At 74.3% G+C, this 16,273-nt stretch carries 15 protein-coding genes and 1 pseudogene; 8 read left to right on the top strand and 8 right to left on the bottom strand.

The annotated features are described in order from the left end of the window. From A2U95_RS12780 to A2U95_RS12770, 3 genes are all read right to left on the bottom strand, one after another. Positions 1-1,122 (bottom strand): acyltransferase family protein (locus A2U95_RS12780; protein ID WP_166022242.1); only part of this gene is annotated, 1,122 nt, incomplete at its 3' end. After that, positions 1,119-3,332 carry a bifunctional polysaccharide deacetylase/glycosyltransferase family 2 protein gene (locus A2U95_RS12775; RefSeq protein WP_420856989.1) on the bottom strand — a complete coding sequence of 738 codons (2,214 nt, stop codon included), beginning with the start codon at positions 3,330-3,332 and terminating at the stop codon, positions 1,119-1,121. The genes A2U95_RS12780 and A2U95_RS12775, both read right to left, overlap by 4 nt. 102 nt (positions 3,333-3,434) lie before the next feature. Beyond that, on the bottom strand, positions 3,435-3,950 hold the full coding sequence (locus A2U95_RS12770) for a hypothetical protein (protein WP_166022241.1): 516 nt from the start codon (positions 3,948-3,950) through the stop codon (positions 3,435-3,437). A gap of 301 nt (positions 3,951-4,251) precedes the next feature. Here A2U95_RS12770 and A2U95_RS12765 point away from each other — a divergent pair, with 301 nt between their 5' ends. The 3 genes from A2U95_RS12765 to A2U95_RS12755 all read left to right on the top strand — a co-directional run bounded on the left by A2U95_RS12765 (position 4,252) and on the right by A2U95_RS12755 (position 7,674). Further along, positions 4,252-5,154 (top strand): chitosanase, encoded by a 903-nt coding sequence (locus tag A2U95_RS12765; protein WP_166022240.1) that lies wholly within the window; start codon positions 4,252-4,254, stop codon positions 5,152-5,154. 133 nt (positions 5,155-5,287) lie between these two features. Beyond that, a complete protein-coding gene (locus tag A2U95_RS12760; RefSeq protein WP_166022239.1) occupies positions 5,288-6,508 on the top strand; it encodes an acetyl-CoA C-acetyltransferase in 1,221 nt (406 codons plus the stop codon). Between the two features lie 371 nt (positions 6,509-6,879). Beyond that, entirely contained in the window at positions 6,880-7,674 is a 795-nt protein-coding gene (locus tag A2U95_RS12755) for a hypothetical protein (RefSeq protein ID WP_166025134.1), read from the top strand. 1,066 nt (positions 7,675-8,740) lie between these two features. On the opposite strand, the gene A2U95_RS12750 is transcribed toward A2U95_RS12755, so the two are convergent. Further along, positions 8,741-10,129: a cystathionine beta-synthase gene (locus tag A2U95_RS12750; protein ID WP_166022238.1), complete on the bottom strand. Its 1,389-nt coding sequence runs from the start codon at positions 10,127-10,129 to the stop codon at positions 8,741-8,743. A gap of 166 nt (positions 10,130-10,295) precedes the next feature. Here A2U95_RS12750 and A2U95_RS12745 point away from each other — a divergent pair, with 166 nt between their 5' ends. The 3 genes from A2U95_RS12745 (at position 10,296) to A2U95_RS12735 (ending at position 12,814) form a co-directional block, all read left to right on the top strand. Further along, complete coding sequence (locus A2U95_RS12745; protein ID WP_166022237.1) at positions 10,296-11,366, top strand: SGNH/GDSL hydrolase family protein; 1,071 nt, start codon at positions 10,296-10,298, stop codon at positions 11,364-11,366. Positions 11,367-11,495: 129 nt separating this feature from the next. Beyond that, positions 11,496-12,401 carry a Bax inhibitor-1/YccA family protein gene (locus tag A2U95_RS12740; protein ID WP_166022236.1) on the top strand — a complete coding sequence of 302 codons (906 nt, stop codon included), beginning with the start codon at positions 11,496-11,498 and terminating at the stop codon, positions 12,399-12,401. Between the two features lie 101 nt (positions 12,402-12,502). After that, positions 12,503-12,814: a hypothetical protein gene (locus tag A2U95_RS12735; protein WP_166022235.1), complete on the top strand. Its 312-nt coding sequence runs from the start codon at positions 12,503-12,505 to the stop codon at positions 12,812-12,814. Between the two features lie 18 nt (positions 12,815-12,832). Here A2U95_RS12735 and A2U95_RS12730 read toward each other — a convergent pair whose 3' ends face one another. Further along, positions 12,833-13,252, bottom strand: coding sequence for a hypothetical protein (locus tag A2U95_RS12730; RefSeq protein WP_166022234.1), 420 nt, complete (start codon positions 13,250-13,252; stop codon positions 12,833-12,835). Positions 13,253-13,405: 153 nt separating this feature from the next. Here A2U95_RS12730 and A2U95_RS12725 point away from each other — a divergent pair, with 153 nt between their 5' ends. Both A2U95_RS12725 and A2U95_RS12720 read left to right on the top strand, forming a co-directional pair. Beyond that, positions 13,406-14,263 (top strand): MurR/RpiR family transcriptional regulator, encoded by an 858-nt coding sequence (locus A2U95_RS12725; protein ID WP_166022233.1) that lies wholly within the window; start codon positions 13,406-13,408, stop codon positions 14,261-14,263. 227 nt (positions 14,264-14,490) lie between these two features. After that, complete coding sequence (locus A2U95_RS12720; protein ID WP_240957456.1) at positions 14,491-15,012, top strand: hypothetical protein; 522 nt, start codon at positions 14,491-14,493, stop codon at positions 15,010-15,012. A 78-nt stretch (positions 15,013-15,090) separates the two neighbouring features. On the opposite strand, the gene A2U95_RS12715 is transcribed toward A2U95_RS12720, so the two are convergent. The 3 genes and pseudogenes from A2U95_RS12715 to A2U95_RS32020 form a co-directional block, all read right to left on the bottom strand. Next, positions 15,091-15,465: a roadblock/LC7 domain-containing protein gene (locus A2U95_RS12715; RefSeq protein WP_151774506.1), complete on the bottom strand. Its 375-nt coding sequence runs from the start codon at positions 15,463-15,465 to the stop codon at positions 15,091-15,093. A gap of 13 nt (positions 15,466-15,478) precedes the next feature. Beyond that, on the bottom strand, positions 15,479-16,057 hold the full coding sequence (locus A2U95_RS12710) for a roadblock/LC7 domain-containing protein (RefSeq protein WP_166022231.1): 579 nt from the start codon (positions 16,055-16,057) through the stop codon (positions 15,479-15,481). Further along, positions 16,054-16,273, bottom strand: a pseudogene (locus A2U95_RS32020) (hypothetical protein); the annotation flags it as partial. The pseudogene A2U95_RS32020 and the gene A2U95_RS12710, both read right to left, overlap by 4 nt.

Genomic DNA, 16,273 nt, shown 5'->3' with positions numbered 1-16,273 from the left:
CGCGCGGTTGTTGGAGAGGGTCACCAGCCCGTCCCACTTCGCCAGCCGTCCCGGCAGCTCCCGCCAGGACGGGGAGTACTGGAGCAGGATCGCCACGAAGCCGAACGACCAGGTGGCCTGCGCCAGCGGGATGCCGTTGAGGTCCCAGCCCTCGGGGCCCGGGTGGGCCGAGGCCCACCACAGGCCGAAGGCCATCACCAGGGACGCCAGGGAGACCGACACGTACCGCGGTATCCGTCGCAGCAGGCCGTCGTGATGGGCGAAGCCCAGGACCCAGCAGGCGCCGTAGACCGCGAAGTCGGTGACCGCCTCGCCGGTCTCGCCGGGGATCGTCACCACGCCCGTGCCGACGACGGCCGTCAGGAGGAGCGGCGCCAGCATCGTCGGCCAGGGGGCCCGGCGGAACGCCCACAGCAGCAGCGGGGAGGCGATGACGAACCACAGGTAGGCGCGCAGGTACCACAGGGGACCCACCGCCTGGTCCGCCCAGCTCGGCTCCAGCCAGTCCACCGGGGCGCCGGCCTCCGCGGGGAAGGGCGGCGCGCCGAAGGGGAAGACGTAGGTGACCAGGGCCGCCCAGCCCCATGAGCCGTCCTCGTCGGGGCCCCGGGACGGGTCCCAGCCGCCCGCGAACAACAGCGCCAGGGCCACGGCCGCGAACGCCCACAAGGGGGGCAGCAGGCGGCGGATCCGGGCGCGGACCACGGCCGGCGCGGGGCGCTCCAGCGAACGCGCCATCAGCGAACCCGCCAGTGCGAACATCACGCCCATCGACGGGAAGACCACCGTCAGCCAGGCCCAGCCGAAGCAGTGGTACGCCACGACGCGGACCAGGGCGACGGACCGCAGGAGGTCCAGGTACCGGTCGCGCCCCGGCTTCCGGGGCGCCGGTGCCGCGGCCTCGTCCGACGGCGCCCCGGTGGGCGCCCCGTCCCCGGAGGCAGGCCCCGCGTGCGGCGCCCGGGCGCCCTGGCCGGAGCGCCCCGCGTGGGGGAGGGGCTCCGGGGCGTACCCGGGGTGCTCCGGCTCCCGGGCGTACCCGGGGTACCCCGGGTACGGGTCGCCGTAGGGGCCCGCCGGGTCCGGGCCGGGGCCCGTGCCGTCCGTCCGTCCGTTCGTCATGCCACCGGCCTCCGGTCCTCGCTGCCCCGTACCCGCTGCTGCGGTATGACCCCGTCGACGGGCGCCTCCACGACGCCGGTCCGCCGTAGCTTCTGCCAGCGCAGCCGGCCGCCGGTCAGCGCGGTGATCCACGACTGGAGCAGCACGACGTACATGAGCTGGCGGTAGAGGAGCTGCTGCAGCGGCAGCGAGACGAGATGGCTCATCCGCTCGCGGTCCAGGCGGAAGGCGTACGCCGCGCAGACCGCCTGGAGGGCGAGGACGCCCAGCCACGCCACGATCGTCTTCCGGGTCGGGCCGAACACGACGCCGTAGAGCAGGAAGACGTCGATCAGCGGGGCCAGCAGCGGGGCCACGACCATGAAGAGGGAGACGAAGGGCAGTCCCACGCGGCCGAAGCGGCCCGAGGGGCCCTTCTCGATCACCGAGCGGCGGTGCTTCCAGATGGCCTGCATGGTGCCGTACGACCAGCGGTAGCGCTGGGACCACAGCTGCTGGACGGACTCCGGGGCCTCGGTCCAGGCGCGGGCGTTCTCGGCGTAGACCACGCGCCAGCCGGCGCGGTGCAGCGCCATGGTGACGTCGGTGTCCTCGGCGAGGGTGTCGTCGCTCATGCCGCCGATCGGCTCCAGGGCGGAGCGGCGGAACGCGCCGACCGCGCCCGGGATGGTCGGCATGCAGCCGAGGATGTCGTACATGCGGCGGTCCAGGTTGAAGCCCATCACGTACTCGATGTGCTGCCAGGCGCCGATGAGGCTGTCCTTGTTGCCGACCTTGGCGTTGCCCGCCACGGCGCCGACCTTCGGGTCCCCGAAGGGCTGGACCAGCTCACGGACGGTGGACGGTTCGAAGACGGTGTCGCCGTCCATCATCACGACGATGTCGTGACGGGCGTTGGCCAGGCCCCGGTTGAGCGCCGCCGGTTTGCCGGCGTTGAGCTGGCGGATCACCCGCACGTTGGGCAGGCCCATCGCCTGGACGATGCCGGCGGTGCCGTCGGTGGAGCCGTCGTCGATGACGAGGATCTCGATCGGGTGGTCGCTCGCCATCAGGGAACGGACGGTGTTCTCGATGCACTTGGCCTCGTTGTACGCCGGCACCAGCACGGTCACGGGTTCGGTGACCGGCGGGCCCCAGCGGAAGTTCCTGCGCCGGACCCGGCGGGCGTGGGCGCCGGCGAGCAGGAGCATCATCACGAAGCGCGCGATGACCAGGGTGCCGATGACCGCGAGGCCCGCCACCAGGGCGTCCGTGGTCCTCTCCGCCGCCTGGACCAGGAAGGTCCACGCCTTGCCCGTCCACAGGTCCGGTCCGGTGACCTCGCTGTGCGCGCTGGGCGCGTCCAGGGCCTCGGTGAGGTTCTCGAACCGGTAGCCCTTCTCCTTCAGTTCGGGCAGGAACCGGGAGAGGGCCGCGACGGTCTGGCTCCGGTCGCCGCCGGAGTCGTGCATCAGGACGATGGCGCCCTCGCCGTTCTCGGGCGTGGCGCGGCGGACGATCTCGTCGACGCCGGGGCGCTTCCAGTCCTCGCTGTCGGTGTTGTTGAGGACGGTGATGTAGCCGCGGCTGCCGATGTACTCGGTGACCGGCCAGGTGCTGTTGTCCATGGCCGCGGCGAAGGAGGAGTACGGGGGGCGGAAGAGCGAGGTGCGGATGCCCGCCGCGCCGGTGAGCGCCAGCTGGTTCTGGGAGAGCTCCCGGTCGATGCGCGCCCGGGACTGGAGCGCGAGGTCGGGGTGGTTGAAGGTGTGCAGGCCGATCTCGTGGCCCTCGTCGACCATGCGCCGCACGAGGCCCGGGTGGCGGGAGGCCATGGTGCCGGTGACGAAGAAGACCGCGTGGGCGTCGTGCTTCTTCAGCACGTCCAGCACCTTGGGCGTCCACTCCGGGTCCGGGCCGTCGTCGAAGGTGAGGACCAGACGGTGGTCGGGCACGCTCAGCCCCTGGGCCTTCCCGGCACGGGCGTCGATGACGGGACCGCCCTCGAGGATCTCCTGCGGCACCCGGTCGGTCGCGGTGGGCGGCTTGACCCGGTGGTCGGCGAGGATCTCGCTGTGGACGTAGCCGCGCAGCATCAGCATCACGGTCATGACGACCAGGAACAGCGAGGGCAGCAGGAAGCGCAGGGGCAGCAGCGTGGGGGGCCGACGGCGTGGGCGGCGTCGGCGGCCACGGGGGGAAGGCCCGCGGCGGGTACGCGGTGAGGTCACGGGATGTTCTCTGGGGAGGGGGCGCCGGCGGGGCCGGTGCCCGTGGGGATCGGTGGACGGGTGCCGCGGCGGACGGGTCCGCGCCGGCCGGGAGGCGGTCGCCTACGGGGTCGGCAGGGCGGCGGTGTCCGCGGCCGGTGCCGTGGGCGACGGTTCCGGCCCCTGGTCCGCGGGGGCGTCCGCCGGCGTGAGGCCCGTGCCGGACGGTGAGGGAACGGCGTCGCCGGGAGGGGAGGACGGCTGCTCCGGCGCCCCGGCCGGGGCGTCCCCCCGCTGTTTCTGTTCCGGAACCGGAAGCCAGGGCGCGGAGGAGTTCCCCGACAGCAGCGTGAACACGATGGCCACGGCGTAGACCGCGCAGACGAGGCCGATCAGCGCGCCGAGGCGCCGGAAGCGCCGGCTGCGGCGGCCGGAGGAGTCCACGAAGACGGGGCCGTCCTGTCCGGGCGCGGTCTCGGACCGCCGCACCGGCGTCCCGGCGTTCCGGCCGCCGATGGACACGGCCTTGAGCTGGACCGTGACCTCGATCGGCCGGTCGGCGTTCCGGCCCGCCACGGACAGGGCCTTGAGCTGGACGGTGGCCTCGTCGGGCCGGTTGTCGTCAAACCTGTCGTCCACTGCGACGCACACTCCCAGAACACGGATCGGGTGCGCACGTTCATCCCGACTTGACGCACATCTTTGCGAAAGCAAAATCAGGCGGACCGGAGTTCGCCGCTGCCGCGCGATGTCTGACCAGGCGTCAAGGGGGCGCGCAAGGCGGTGGGATGGCGCCGCCTTCAGAGTCTACTTTGTAGGTAGATATTAAGGGAATGGCCGAAGTCGCTCGACTTCCGTCCTAAAGGAGGCCGGGAGGAAGCGGTTCCGGTCGGCGATGCCCGTCGAGTGCCTCTCCCGGGGCGGTGGCTACTGTGTGCCCATGAAGCGTGCCGGATGCCTGCTCCTCGCGATCGTCCCCGTCGTCGTGACCGCAGGGGCTTATTTCTTCACGCCCGCACATCCAGGGGGACAAGGGCTGGGCGGCCCGGCCGCGTCCGCCGGCCCGCACGGCGGGCAGGAGTCCGGGGCCGCCGGGGGCACCGAGGAGGACGAACTGGTCGAGGAGCTGCCCCCGGGGCTCGCCGCCCCCGCGAAGAAGGAACTCGCGCAGAAGATCGTGGCGAGCGCGGTGAACTCCACGACCGACTGGCGCGCCACGTACGGGACCATCAGGGACACCGGCGACGGGCGGGGCTACACCGCGGGCATCCTCGGCTTCTGCACGGGGACCCACGACCTGCTCGAACTCGTCGAGCGGTACACCGAGGACCACCCCGGCAACGGCCTGGCCCGCTACCTGCCCGCACTGCGCGCGGTGGACGGCACGGACTCGCACGAGGGCCTGGACCCCGGGTTCACGCAGGCGTGGCGGGCCGAGGCGGAGGTCGAGGCGTTCCAGGACGCCCAGGAGGCGGAGCGCGACCGCGCCTACTTCGGTCCCGCGGTCCGCCTGGCCAAGCTCGACGGCCTCGGCGACCTGGGGCAGCTCGTCTACTACGACGCCATGGTGCTGCACGGCCCCGGCACCGAGGCGAACGGCTTCTACGAACTCCGGGAGCGGGTGATGGCCGACGCCGACACCCCGGCGGAGGGCGGATCCGAACCGGCGTACCTGGACGCGTTCCTGGACGTGCACCGGGAGGCCGTCGTGGCCAGGGGCCGGGGCGGGGTCGACACCGGCCGCGTCGACACGATGCTGCGGCGGTTCCTCGCCGACGGCAACCTCGGCCTGGACACCCCGCTGGAGTGGGAGATCGGCGGGCGGACGTACCGGGTGGCGTGAGCCCCCGGGCGAAAAAGCAAGCGCTTAGAAAAATGCGGCCGGTGTCACACCTCCATCACGGTGACCGCGCGGGTACGGACCGGTAGCTTCCCAGGAGGTCCCACCCATCCCCAGCGAACGCCCTGGAGCCGTGATGCCCGAAGCCGTGATCGTCTCAGCCGCCCGTTCCCCCATCGGCCGCGCCTTCAAGGGCTCCCTCAAGGACCTGCGCCCGGACGACCTGGCGGCCACCATCATCCAGGCCGCCCTGGCCAAGGTGCCCGAGCTCGACCCGCGCGACATCGACGACCTGATGCTCGGCGTCGGCCTCCCCGGCGGCGAGCAGGGCAACAACCTCGGCCGCATCGTGGCCGTCGAGATGGGCATGGACTTCCTGCCCGGCTGCACGATCACCCGGTACTGCTCCTCCTCCCTGCAGACCAGCCGCATGGCGCTGCACGCCATCAAGGCCGGCGAGGGCGACGTCTTCGTCTCCGCGGGCGTGGAGATGGTCTCCCGCTTCGTCAAGGGCAACTCCGACAGCCTCCCGGACACGCGCAACCCGCTGTTCGCCGACGCCGAGGCGCGCACCGCCGAGGTCGCCCAGCAGGAGGGCACCACCTGGCATGACCCGCGCGAGGACGGCCTGCTCCCCGACCCCTACATCGCGATGGGCCAGACCGCCGAGAACCTGGCCCGCCTCAAGGGCGTCACCCGCCAGGAGATGGACGAGTTCGGCGTCCGCTCGCAGAACCTCGCCGAGAAGGCCATCAAGGACGGCTTCTGGGAGCGCGAGATCACCCCGGTGACGCTGCCCGACGGCACCGTCGTCTCGGCGGACGACGGCCCGCGCGCCGGCGTCACCCTGGAGGGCGTCCAGGGCCTCAAGCCGGTCTTCCGCCCCGACGGCCTGGTCACCGCCGGCAACTGCTGCCCGCTCAACGACGGCGCCGCCGCCCTGGTGATCATGTCCGACACCAAGGCCCGCGAGCTCGGCCTGACCCCGCTGGCCCGCATCGTCTCCACCGGCGTCTCCGGCCTCTCCCCGGAGATCATGGGCCTCGGCCCGGTCGAGGCCTCCCAGCAGGCGCTGCGCCGGGCGGGCCTGTCCGTCAAGGACATCGACCTGGTCGAGATCAACGAGGCGTTCGCCGCCCAGGTGATCCCCTCCTACCAGGACCTCGGCATCGACCTGGACCGCCTGAACGTCAACGGCGGCGCCATCGCCGTCGGCCACCCCTTCGGCATGACGGGCGCGCGGATCACCGGCACGCTGATCAACTCCCTTCAGTGGCACGACAAGCAGTTCGGCCTGGAGACCATGTGCGTCGGCGGCGGCCAGGGCATGGCCATGGTCATCGAGCGCCTCAGCTGACCTCGCGCGCCCCTCGGGGCGAGGCGTACGACGGGCCCCGCTCCCCGGTCCTTCCCGCCGGGGGCGGGGTCGCGCGTTCTCCGGGACGCGACCGGTGCCGTCCCGTGACCCAACCTCCGCCAGGATGTGACCTATCTCCCTCGGAGCCCGGCGCGGCGAGTGAACGCGCAGGTCAGCGGGGTCACGCCCGCCGGTGCGCCCCCGCCGTGCGCCCGATTCGCGGTGGTTCGCACTGACAAGCGAGGCGTTCAGGCGTCAAGCTCGACAGTGGAACTCGATGTAGGAAAGTCGGGGTCGACTCGTACGGGGGTGCGCCGGTCGTCGTCCGGCGCGTTTGTGTTCGTGGAACCGGGAGTACGTCAGTGAGCGCCATGCAGATCGCCCTGCTGGTCATCTCCGCCGCCGCCTGCGCCGTGGGGTCCGCCGTCCTCGTCGCCCTGCGGCGGCTGCGCCGGGAGTTCGCCGCGGTGCGCGCCGAACTGGAGGCCGCCGTGGGACCGGCCGTCGCCTCCTCCGGCTCCGCCGGGCAGGACGGCGGCGCCCGGGTGCCGGCCGCGCGGCCCGCCTCCGACACCGACGACATACGCGCCGCCGTCGCCGAGGCGCTGGCCGAGGAGCGGGAACGGGAGCTGGCCGAGGCGCGCGCCTTCTGGGCCGCGCAGGAGGCGCGCGACGCGTCCGAGGCGCGTTCCCTGCTGGGGCTGCCGCAGGACGGCGAGTTCTTCCTGCCGCACCCCGCCGACTTCGCCGGGCTCGAGCTCGACGCGGAGGGCGAGGGCGAGTCCGCCGAGCTGGCCGCCGCGCGGCGGCGCCACCCCTCCCACCCCGACTTCACCCCCGCGGGGGCGGGCTCGCCGACCATCGCCGACGACGAGCAGACGCTCGCGCGGCTGGAGGAGCTGGCCCAGGCGGAGACGCCGCTGGCGGACGTCCGGCCCGGGCCGATGGGGACGCTCGACGTCTACGAGTTCGTCGACGGCACCACGCTGTGCGTGACGCCCGGGCACCGGGAGACCGCGGAGCGGCTCGCCTCCGCGATCCGTGACGGTGAGGCCCCCGCCCTCCTCGGCGGCTCCGGCATCTCCGGCGGCTACGTCCTCACCTTCACCTGCGGCCCCACCGACAACATCTGCGTCCTCGCCGACCGGGTCATCGCCTCCCTCTGACCCCGCGGGCCCGCCGCCGGAACCCGGGCGGCGGCGTGCCGCGCGCCACCGCACCCGGCACCCCACACTCCCGCCCCCACCGCCGGGGCGGCGCACACCCCAGCCCCGCCCCACCTGCGTGCACCCCTCCGCGGGGGTGGCGGCCAGCCCCAGCACCGTCCGGTTCCGTCTGCGTGTACCCGCGCCGAGGGGGGCGGCGGGTGGTCCCAACACCGTCCGGCTCCGTCTGCGGACACCCGCGCCGCTGGGGCGACGGGCATCCCGAGCACCGGTCCGTTCTGTCTGCGGGCAGTCGTGCCGCCAAGGGCGGCACGGGTGGGCGCAGGCCTCATGTGCGCACGTGGCGGTCCGCTTCGCGGAAGTTGAGCCCTCCTGGGAAGGGGGCGGGTCGGGGGATGAACGGTGCTGTCCGCCCGGGCCGGCTTGTGCACGCCGCTGTGCGGTCACGTGCGTACGGCACCGCATGCTTGCGCGTGGTGGGGCGGACCGCTCGCCGCGTAAGGCGCCGCCCTGCGCCCGCCCGTGCCGCCCCCTGGGCGGCCCAGCCGCCCGCAGGACGGCAGGCGCGCGGCCAGGTACAGCCGCCCGCGCAGGGCGAGGGGCGCCTCAGCCGCCCGCAGGGTGGGACGACAGCGGGGTGTCCGCAGGGCGGCAGGCGCGGCCAGGTCTAGCCGCCCGCGCAGGGCGAGGGGTGGCCCAGCCGCCTGCAGGGTGGGACGGCGGCGGGGTGTCCGCAGGGCGGCAGGCGCGCGGCCAGGCCCAGCCGCCCGCAGGGTTGGGGCGGCAGTGGGGTGCCCGTGGGGGTGACGGGCGGTGCGGTGGGGTGCGACCGCGGCGCGGAGGACTGTCGCGGGAACCGCCGCGCCCCCCGTTTCCGGGGGGCCGGGACGACGACGGTTCCCGCGATGGACGCGGACCGGGTCAGGACCGGGCATCGCGCGCACCGGCCGAGGCGGGGAGCCGCTCCCGCTCTCACCGGCACGGACAACGATGCCGGACCCGTGTTAACCCCGTGCTGCGCGCACGTGACGCACGCGTACCACTTCCGGCAACGCCGGCGACGAGGTCAGCGCTCCCCGCCCCGGGCGAGGAAGGACAGCAGGTCCTGCCGGCTGACGACACCCGTCGGCTTGCCGTCCACCAGCACGATCGCCGCGTCGGCGGAACCGAGCACCGCCATGAGGTCCTCCACCGGCTCACCCGACCCCACCTGCGGCAGCGGCGCGGACATGTGCCGCTCCAGCGGGTCGTTCAGCTCCGCCCGCTTGGTGAACAGCGCGTCCAGCAGCTCCTTCTCGACCACGGAGCCGACGACCTCCGCCGCCATGACGTCGGGGTGACCCGCTCCCGGCTTCACGATCGGCATCTGCGAGACGCCGTACTCGCGCAGCACCTCGATGGCCTGGCCGACCGTCTCGTCCGGGTGCATGTGGACCAGCGACGGCATGCCGCCGTCCTTGTCGTCCAGCACGTCGGCGACCCGCGCGCTCGGGCCCGCGTCCTCCAGGAAGCCGTAGTCGGCCATCCACTCGTCGTTGAAGATCTTGCTCATGTACCCGCGGCCGCTGTCCGGCAGCAGCACCACGACCACGTCGTCCGGGCCGAGCTTCTTCGCGACCTCCAGCGCCGCCACCACGGCCATGCCGCAGGAGCCGCCCACCAGCAGGCCCTCCTCCTTGGCGAGGCGGCGGGTCATCCGGAAGGAGTCCTTGTCGGAGACCGCGACGATCTCGTCGGCCACCGTCCGGTCGTAGGCGGTGGGCCAGAAGTCCTCGCCGACGCCCTCCACCAGGTACGGCCGGCCGGAGCCGCCGGAGTAGACGGACCCCTCGGGGTCGGCGCCGATCACCTTGACGCGGCCCTCGCTCGCGTCCTTCAGGTAGCGGCCGGTGCCGGAGATGGTGCCGCCGGTGCCCACGCCCGTGACGAAGTGGGTGATCCTCCCCTCCGTCTGCTTCCACAGCTCGGGGCCGGTGGAGTGGTAGTGGGAGAGCGGGTTGTTCGGGTTGGAGTACTGGTCCGGCTTCCAGGCGTCCGGGATCTCCCGGACCAGGCGGTCGGACACGTTGTAGTACGAGTCCGGGTGCTCAGGGTCGACGGCGGTCGGGCAGACCACGACCTCCGCCCCGTACGCCCGCAGCACGTTGATCTTGTCCATGCTGACCTTGTCGGGGCAGACGAAGACGCACTTGTAGCCCTTCTGCTGCGCCACGATGGCCAGGCCCACGCCGGTGTTGCCGCTGGTCGGCTCGACGATGGTGCCGCCCGGCTTCAGATCGCCGCTCCGTTCGGCCGCCTCGATCATCCGCAGGGCGATGCGGTCCTTCACGGAGCCGCCGGGGTTGAAGTACTCGACCTTGGCGAGGACCGTGGCCTCGATCCCCTCGGTCACCCTGTTGAGCCTCACCAGCGGCGTGTTGCCGACGAGACTGATCATCGAGTCGTGGAATTCCACCGTTGTCTCCGGTCGCTTTCGTCATTGATGCGGTGGGCCCCAGCCTACGGGGCTCACCGACCGTCGCCGACCCGTCACATTCGCGATTGGCGGACCACCTCCACGGGGCAAGCAAGGAGTAACCGGGCGGTACGGGGCGCCGGCGACGAGGAGGTGGCGGCGAGGGATGTCGAACACGTCGAGGGCACGCGTGGCCCGGCGGATCGCGGCCGGCGCCGCGTACGGCGGGAGCGGTATCGGTCTGGCGGGCGCCGCGGCGGCCGGGCTGCTGCTGGCCGAGATCCGCATGGCCCGGCGGACGGTGACCAACGGGTACGACCCGCACGTCCCCGGCGCCGACGGACTGTTCGGGGCGGGCTACGCGACGCCGCACCACCCGCCGCTGCGGCTGGTGATGCTGGGCGACTCCACGGCCGCCGGGCAGGGCGTCCACCGCGCCGGGCAGACGCCCGGCGCGCTGCTCGCCTCGGGGCTGGCGGCCTTCGCCGAGCGGCCGGTCCGGCTGCGGGTGGTGGCCGTGCCGGGGGCGACCTCGGAGGACCTGGAGCGGCAGGTGTCCGAGGCGGTCACCGCCGAGGACGGACCGCCGGACGTCTGCGTGATCATCGTGGGCGCGAACGACGTCACCAGCCGGATGCCGGCCACCCGCTCGGTGCGCTGCCTGGCGGCCGCGGTGCGGCGGCTGCGCACCACCGGGGCGGAGGTGGTCGTCGGCACCTGCCCGGACCTGGGCACCGTCGAGCCCATCCAGCAGCCGCTGCGCTGGCTGGCCCGCCGGACCTCACGGCAGCTGGCCGCCGCCCAGACCATCGGCACGGTCGAACAGGGCGGGCGGACGGTCTCGCTGGGCGACCTGCTGGGCCCGGAATTCGCCGCCCACCCGCGCGAGCTGTTCGGCCCGGACTCCTACCACCCCTCCGCCGAGGGCTACCAGACGGCGGCGATGGCGGTGCTGCCCACGGTCTGCGCGGCGCTCGGGCTGTGGCCCGCCGAGGAGGAGCGGCCGGACGCCACCCGCGACGAGGGCTTCCTGCCGGTGGCCCGCGCGGCCGCCGCGGCGGCCGGCGAGGCGGGCACCGAGGTGACGGCGGCCTCGCCGGGCGGCGTGCGCGGGGCCTGGGCGCTGCTCAAGCGGCGGCGCCGCCGCCGGGTGAACCCCCCGGCGGACCCGGAGCCCGCACCCGCGGAGCTCCGCGGGGCCCCCGGGCCCCTGGACAGGGGCCGGGGGCGGGCATAGGGGCGGGGCGCAAGGCGTTGCATCGTGGCGGAGGGGAAGGAAAGATCCTACCCAAGCAGTACAGGCAATTTTTTGCCTGTCCATTACTCTTGAGCCCAAGGCCGCGCACGGCGGCCATGGAGGAGTGAAATGAGGAGCAGCAACCCGGTCTTCTCGCGACGGGGGTTCAGCCGCGACAACGGCTACGCGGGCTTCAACACCGCGCCGCAGGCCGGGGGAGCAGCTGTCGGCACGCAGCAGGGTGCCAACCCGTACGCGCAGAACCCCTACGCGCAGAACCCGTACGCGCAGAACCCTTACGCCCAGCAGGACGCCGCCCAGTACGGCGCCCCGCAGGCCCCGGCGTCCGCCGGCCGCATGACGATGGACGACGTCATCATGCGCACGGCGACCACGCTCGGCGTCCTGATCGTCACCGCCGCGCTCGCCTGGGCGCTGCTGCCGGTCGACATGGGCAACATCAACCGGTCGTACGGCATCGCCATCGGCGCGGGCCTCATCGGCTTCGTGCTGGCGATGGTCCAGTCGTTCAAGCGCAAGGCCTCGCCGGCGCTGATCCTGGCCTACGCCGCCTTCGAGGGCGTCTTCCTCGGAGTCCTGTCCAGCATCGTCGACACGCACATCGCGAGCGGCGCGGCCATGCAGGCCGTGCTCGGCACGATGGCGGTCTTCGCCGCGGTCCTGTTCGCGTACAAGATGCGCTGGATCCGTGTGAACCGCCGCTTCGCCGGCTTCGTCATGGCGGCCGCGCTGGGCTTCGTCCTGCTGATGATGGTCAACATGCTGTTCGCCGTGTTCGGCGGCGGTGACGGCCTCGGCTTCCGCAGCGGCGGCATGGGCATCATGTTCGGCATCATCGGCGTCCTGCTGGGCGCCTGCTTCCTCGCCCTGGACTTCAAGCAGGTCGAGGACGGCATCGCCTACGGCGCGCCGCGCGAGGAGTCGTGGCTGGCGGCGTTCGGTCTGACGCTGACCCTGGTCTGGATCTACACGGAGTTCCTCCGTCTGATCGCGATCCTGAACAGCAACGACTGACCACCGCTCCTCCGCCCGAGCGAGGAAGGGCCCCGGGTCTCCCGGGGCCCTTCCGGCGTCCTGGGGCGGGAGGGACCGGGGCGGCGGCGTAGGCTCGTGGCGTGGTTGACACGACACCCCTGACCCGAGCCGTGGAACAGTTCGCCGACCGGCTGCGCGCGGCGCCGCAGAGCCGCCTGCAGCGCGGGGCGGCGGGTGAGGCGCTGGGCCTCGCCCGCGAGCTCGCGGTGCGGGCGCAGCGGCTGGAGGCGCCCGGCGCTCCGCCGCGGGAGATGCCCGACGCGGGCATGTTCGCCGTCGCCGACCAGCTGACCGTCGCCGCCCACGACCTGGCCGTGGTGGCCCCCGACGACTCCACGGTCACCGAGGCCGCGCACCTGGTGGCCGAGGCGCAGCGCCGCGCGGGGGTCTGACCCGACCGCTCCGGCGGGTCAGTCGCGGGGGGCGCGGCGGCGGGCGGGGCCGAAGCCGCCGGTGACCTGGACGGCGTTGACGCCGACGATGCCCAGCCAGGCGACCAGCAGTCCCGGCAGCCCCGCCGTCCCCGCCCCGATCGCGGACAGCGGCACCGCCAGGACCAGCGACACCATGCCGAAGCCGTACCGCTCGCCCCAGCCGTCCCCGGCGGGCCGCGCGGCGGCGGGGGCCGGCGCCGCCCCCGGGGCCCGCGCCGCGACCACCCGTTCCTCGCCCTCACGCCGCCGCATCCGCCGCTCCACCCTCTCCAGGAACGACTCGATCAGTGCGTCCTCGTACTCCGGGCCCAGTTCCTTGCGCGCCTCCACCGTGGCGGCGAGGTCCTGTGCCGTCTCCCCGCCCCGCGCGCGGGCTGCCGCGTCCATACCGGTCATACGGGCGAGGCTAGGGCGGCGCGGGCCCGGCGTCAGTAGGGCTAGCCCCACCGTGCGGCCCGCGCGGCGTTCCGCCGTGCGGACGCCCCCTGCCGCGCCCGCGCCGTGCTGAATAAAGTCATGCGGAGCGATCCGCCGGGAGAGGGAGTATGCATGAGCACCAGCGGGAGTCCCGCCGACGCCCGGCTGCGGGCGCTCTTCGAGGGCCGGCGGCTCACCCCCACGCAGCGCCGCATCGCGCACTGCATGGTGCGCCGCGCCGCCGAGATGCCGTACCTGTCCAGCGTGGAGGTCGCCGAGCTGGCCGGCGTGAGCCAGCCCTCGGTGACCCGCTTCGCGGTGGCGCTCGGCTTCGACGGCTACCCGGCGCTGCGCCGCCGCCTGCGCGAGGTGGTGCCCGTGCCGCCGGCCGCGCCGCCCGCGGGCGGGAAGCCCGAGGCCAACGCCTACCAGCGGGCCGTGGAGGCGGAGATCGACAACCTGCGCCGCCTCGCCGACGCGCTGGCCGACCCCGGGCCGGTCCGCGAGGCGGGACGGCTGCTGGCCGCGTCCCGCCCGCTGCCCGTGCTGGGGCTGCGCGCCGCGGCCGCCCAGGCGCACGGCTTCGCGTACTTCGCCGCCAAGGTCCACCCGGACGTGCGGCCGCTCACCGAGGGCGGCTCGATGCTCCACGACCGGATCGACGCGGCGCGCAGGGCGGGCGCGGACGCGCTGCTCTGCTTCGCCCTGCCCCGCCACCCGAAGGAGACGGTGGAGGCGCTGGCCCACGCCCGGGAGGAGGGCCTGACCGTGGTGACCGTCGCCGACTCCGCGTTCGCGCCGGTGGCCGGGGTCTCCGACCTGCTGGTCCCGGCCGCCGTGGGCACCGGTCTGGCCTTCGACACGGCGTGCGCGCCGATGCTGCTCGGGCGGGTGCTCCTGGAGGCGATGTGCGACGGCCTGCCCGAGGCGCAGGCCCGGCTGGAGGAGTTCGACGTCCGCGCGGCGGCCCGGGGCCTGTTCGCCGAGTAGCCGGACGACGGACGGGCGACGGGCGGACGGCGGCGCTCCTTCCGTCCTCACGCCGATTTGACACGCCGTGACTACGCTTCCGGTCGAGCAGGTCCGAACGGGACCGGTCCGCGTCACGCGGACGGACAGGAACCGAGGTCGAGGAGACGAGGAGGCGGATCGTGGCGTCGCGCGGAGGTCAGGGACTGGCCCGGGTGGCCGTGGTCGTACGGGCCGGGGCGGCCCCGATGTGGTGGCTGGGGGTGCTCGCGGCCGGCGTGGGAGCGGCGCTGCCGGGGCTGACGGGCCGGCGGATCGGGCTGTACGCGGGGGCGGCGCTCTTCCTGGTGACCGCCGCCGCGGTGGGAGCCGCGCGGCGCAAGCGGTACGCCGCGCTGGTGAAGGCCGCGGCGAAGGCGGGGCGCAACGACCTGCTCCAGGACCGCGCGGTGTCGGCCCGGGTGTGGCGGCGCGGACACGGCTGGTGGCTGCTGCTCGCCTTCCTCGCCGCGGTGGGTTCCTCCCTGGTGCTGCCGGCGGCCGGCGGCATGACGCTGGCCGGCGCGGGCGCCGGGCTGTGGCTGAAGGCGGCCTGGCTGGGCCGCCGGGAGCGCGCCGCCGAGGTGCTGCTGTGGGTACGGGTGGACTGGCTGCGCCGCGGCGGCGCCCCGGCCGGGAAGGCCGTCCGGGGCTACCGCTTCACGGGTGTCGCGGCGGGCGACGCGTCCCCCGGCGGGGCGCGGCGTCGCCGGACCGCGGTGCCCGTCTGACCTGGCGCCGCCACCCGGTCGCCTCCCGGCCGGTCCCGGTCGTCTCCCGGCCGCGGGCCGGCCGGGGCCGGTCCGCGGTCAGACCTCCAGTTCGGCCTCGATGCGCTTGAGCTGGTGGCGTGCCATCGCCAGGTTGGAGCGGGAGGCGTCGAGCACCAGGTAGATGAACAGGCCGTTGCCGCTCCGGCCCTTGAGCAGCCGGATCAGGTGGTACTGGTCGCTCAGGGTGATCAGGATGTCCTCGATCTCGGACTGGATGCCGAGGTGCTCCATGGCGCGCATCTTGGCGCGCACCACGTCGGTGTTGCCGGCGGCGGCGACGTTCAGGTCGAAGTCCTTGCTGCCGCCGAGCGTGCCGAGCGCCATGCCGCTGGTGTAGTCCACCAGCGCGACGCCGGTGGCGCCCTCGATGGTGGTCAGGGCTTCCTTCAGGGCGGTCTCGGTGCTGGCCATCGCGGTGTTCCTCTCAACTGTGGGTGGTGGGCGCGGCCGTCCCGGCGGTGCGGGAGGGGTGCGCCCGGGTGGGTGTGGGTGCGGTGGTCGCGGGGGCGCCCGCGGCGCCGGGGGCCGTGGCCGCCGCGGTGGCGGCGGCGGGGGGGAGGGGCGCGGGGCCCGGGGCCGGGGGGACGGCAGCCTGCCGGTCGACGAGTTCGCCGATCCGGGCGGCGCAGCGGCGTCCCTCCAGGTGCAGCCGGCCGAGGTTCACCCCGTCCTCGGCGAGCAGGGTGAGCACGGTGGAACGGCCGGCCGCGTAGGTCGCCAGGTAGCCGGATTCGCCGCGGACGACCAGCTCGCACGGGGTGCCGCGGCCGGTGCCGTCGGCCAGCCGCAGCACCGCGGCGAGCACGGCGGAGGTCAGCTCGGCGGCCTCCTCGGTGGCGACGCCGGGGGCGTCGTCGGCCAGCACCGTGCCGTCGGCGCAGGTGGCGAGGGCTCCGGTCAGCCGGGGCAGGCGGGAGCGGAGCTGGCGCAGTTCCGCCCGCACCTCCGCCTCGGCGGCCGGCCTCTGCTTCCTCTCGGACCGCTGGCGGAGCGCGCGGATCACAGGGCCTCCAAGGCTGCCCGGAGTCTTCTGAGCAGGGAGAGGTCGGGGTCGGCGAAGTGCGCGGGCGGCGTCTGCGACGGGGCGGCCACCGGGGTGCGCGGGGGCGGGCCCCCCGACGACTCCGCGGGCGACGTGGACGGCGCGGACGGTGCGGTCACCCCGGTCCCCGGGCCGGCCGGGCGGCCCGGGGCGGGCGTGGCGGGCGGCGCCGTCGGC

It is taken from the genome of Streptomyces chilikensis, assembly GCF_001642695.1.
GTDB classification, from domain to species: domain Bacteria; phylum Actinomycetota; class Actinomycetes; order Streptomycetales; family Streptomycetaceae; genus Streptomyces; species Streptomyces chilikensis.
Note: the sequence above shows the minus strand (reverse complement) of the source record. Positions and strands in the feature narration are given on the sequence as shown.

Bases quoted from the DNA above. Each gene is read 5' to 3' on its own strand.
- A2U95_RS12765 (WP_166022240.1), top strand. From the start codon at position 4,252: ATGAAGCGTGCCGGATGCCTGCTCCTCGCGATCGTCCCCGTCGTCGTG.
- A2U95_RS12760 (WP_166022239.1), top strand. From the start codon at position 5,288: ATGCCCGAAGCCGTGATCGTCTCAGCCGCCCGTTCCCCCATCGGCCGC.
- A2U95_RS12755 (WP_166025134.1), top strand. From the start codon at position 6,880: ATGCAGATCGCCCTGCTGGTCATCTCCGCCGCCGCCTGCGCCGTGGGG.
- A2U95_RS12745 (WP_166022237.1), top strand. From the start codon at position 10,296: ATGTCGAACACGTCGAGGGCACGCGTGGCCCGGCGGATCGCGGCCGGC.
- A2U95_RS12740 (WP_166022236.1), top strand. From the start codon at position 11,496: ATGAGGAGCAGCAACCCGGTCTTCTCGCGACGGGGGTTCAGCCGCGAC.
- A2U95_RS12730 (WP_166022234.1), bottom strand. From the start codon at position 13,252: ATGACCGGTATGGACGCGGCAGCCCGCGCGCGGGGCGGGGAGACGGCA.
- A2U95_RS12725 (WP_166022233.1), top strand. From the start codon at position 13,406: ATGAGCACCAGCGGGAGTCCCGCCGACGCCCGGCTGCGGGCGCTCTTC.
- A2U95_RS12720 (WP_240957456.1), top strand. From the start codon at position 14,491: ATGTGGTGGCTGGGGGTGCTCGCGGCCGGCGTGGGAGCGGCGCTGCCG.
- A2U95_RS12715 (WP_151774506.1), bottom strand. From the start codon at position 15,465: ATGGCCAGCACCGAGACCGCCCTGAAGGAAGCCCTGACCACCATCGAG.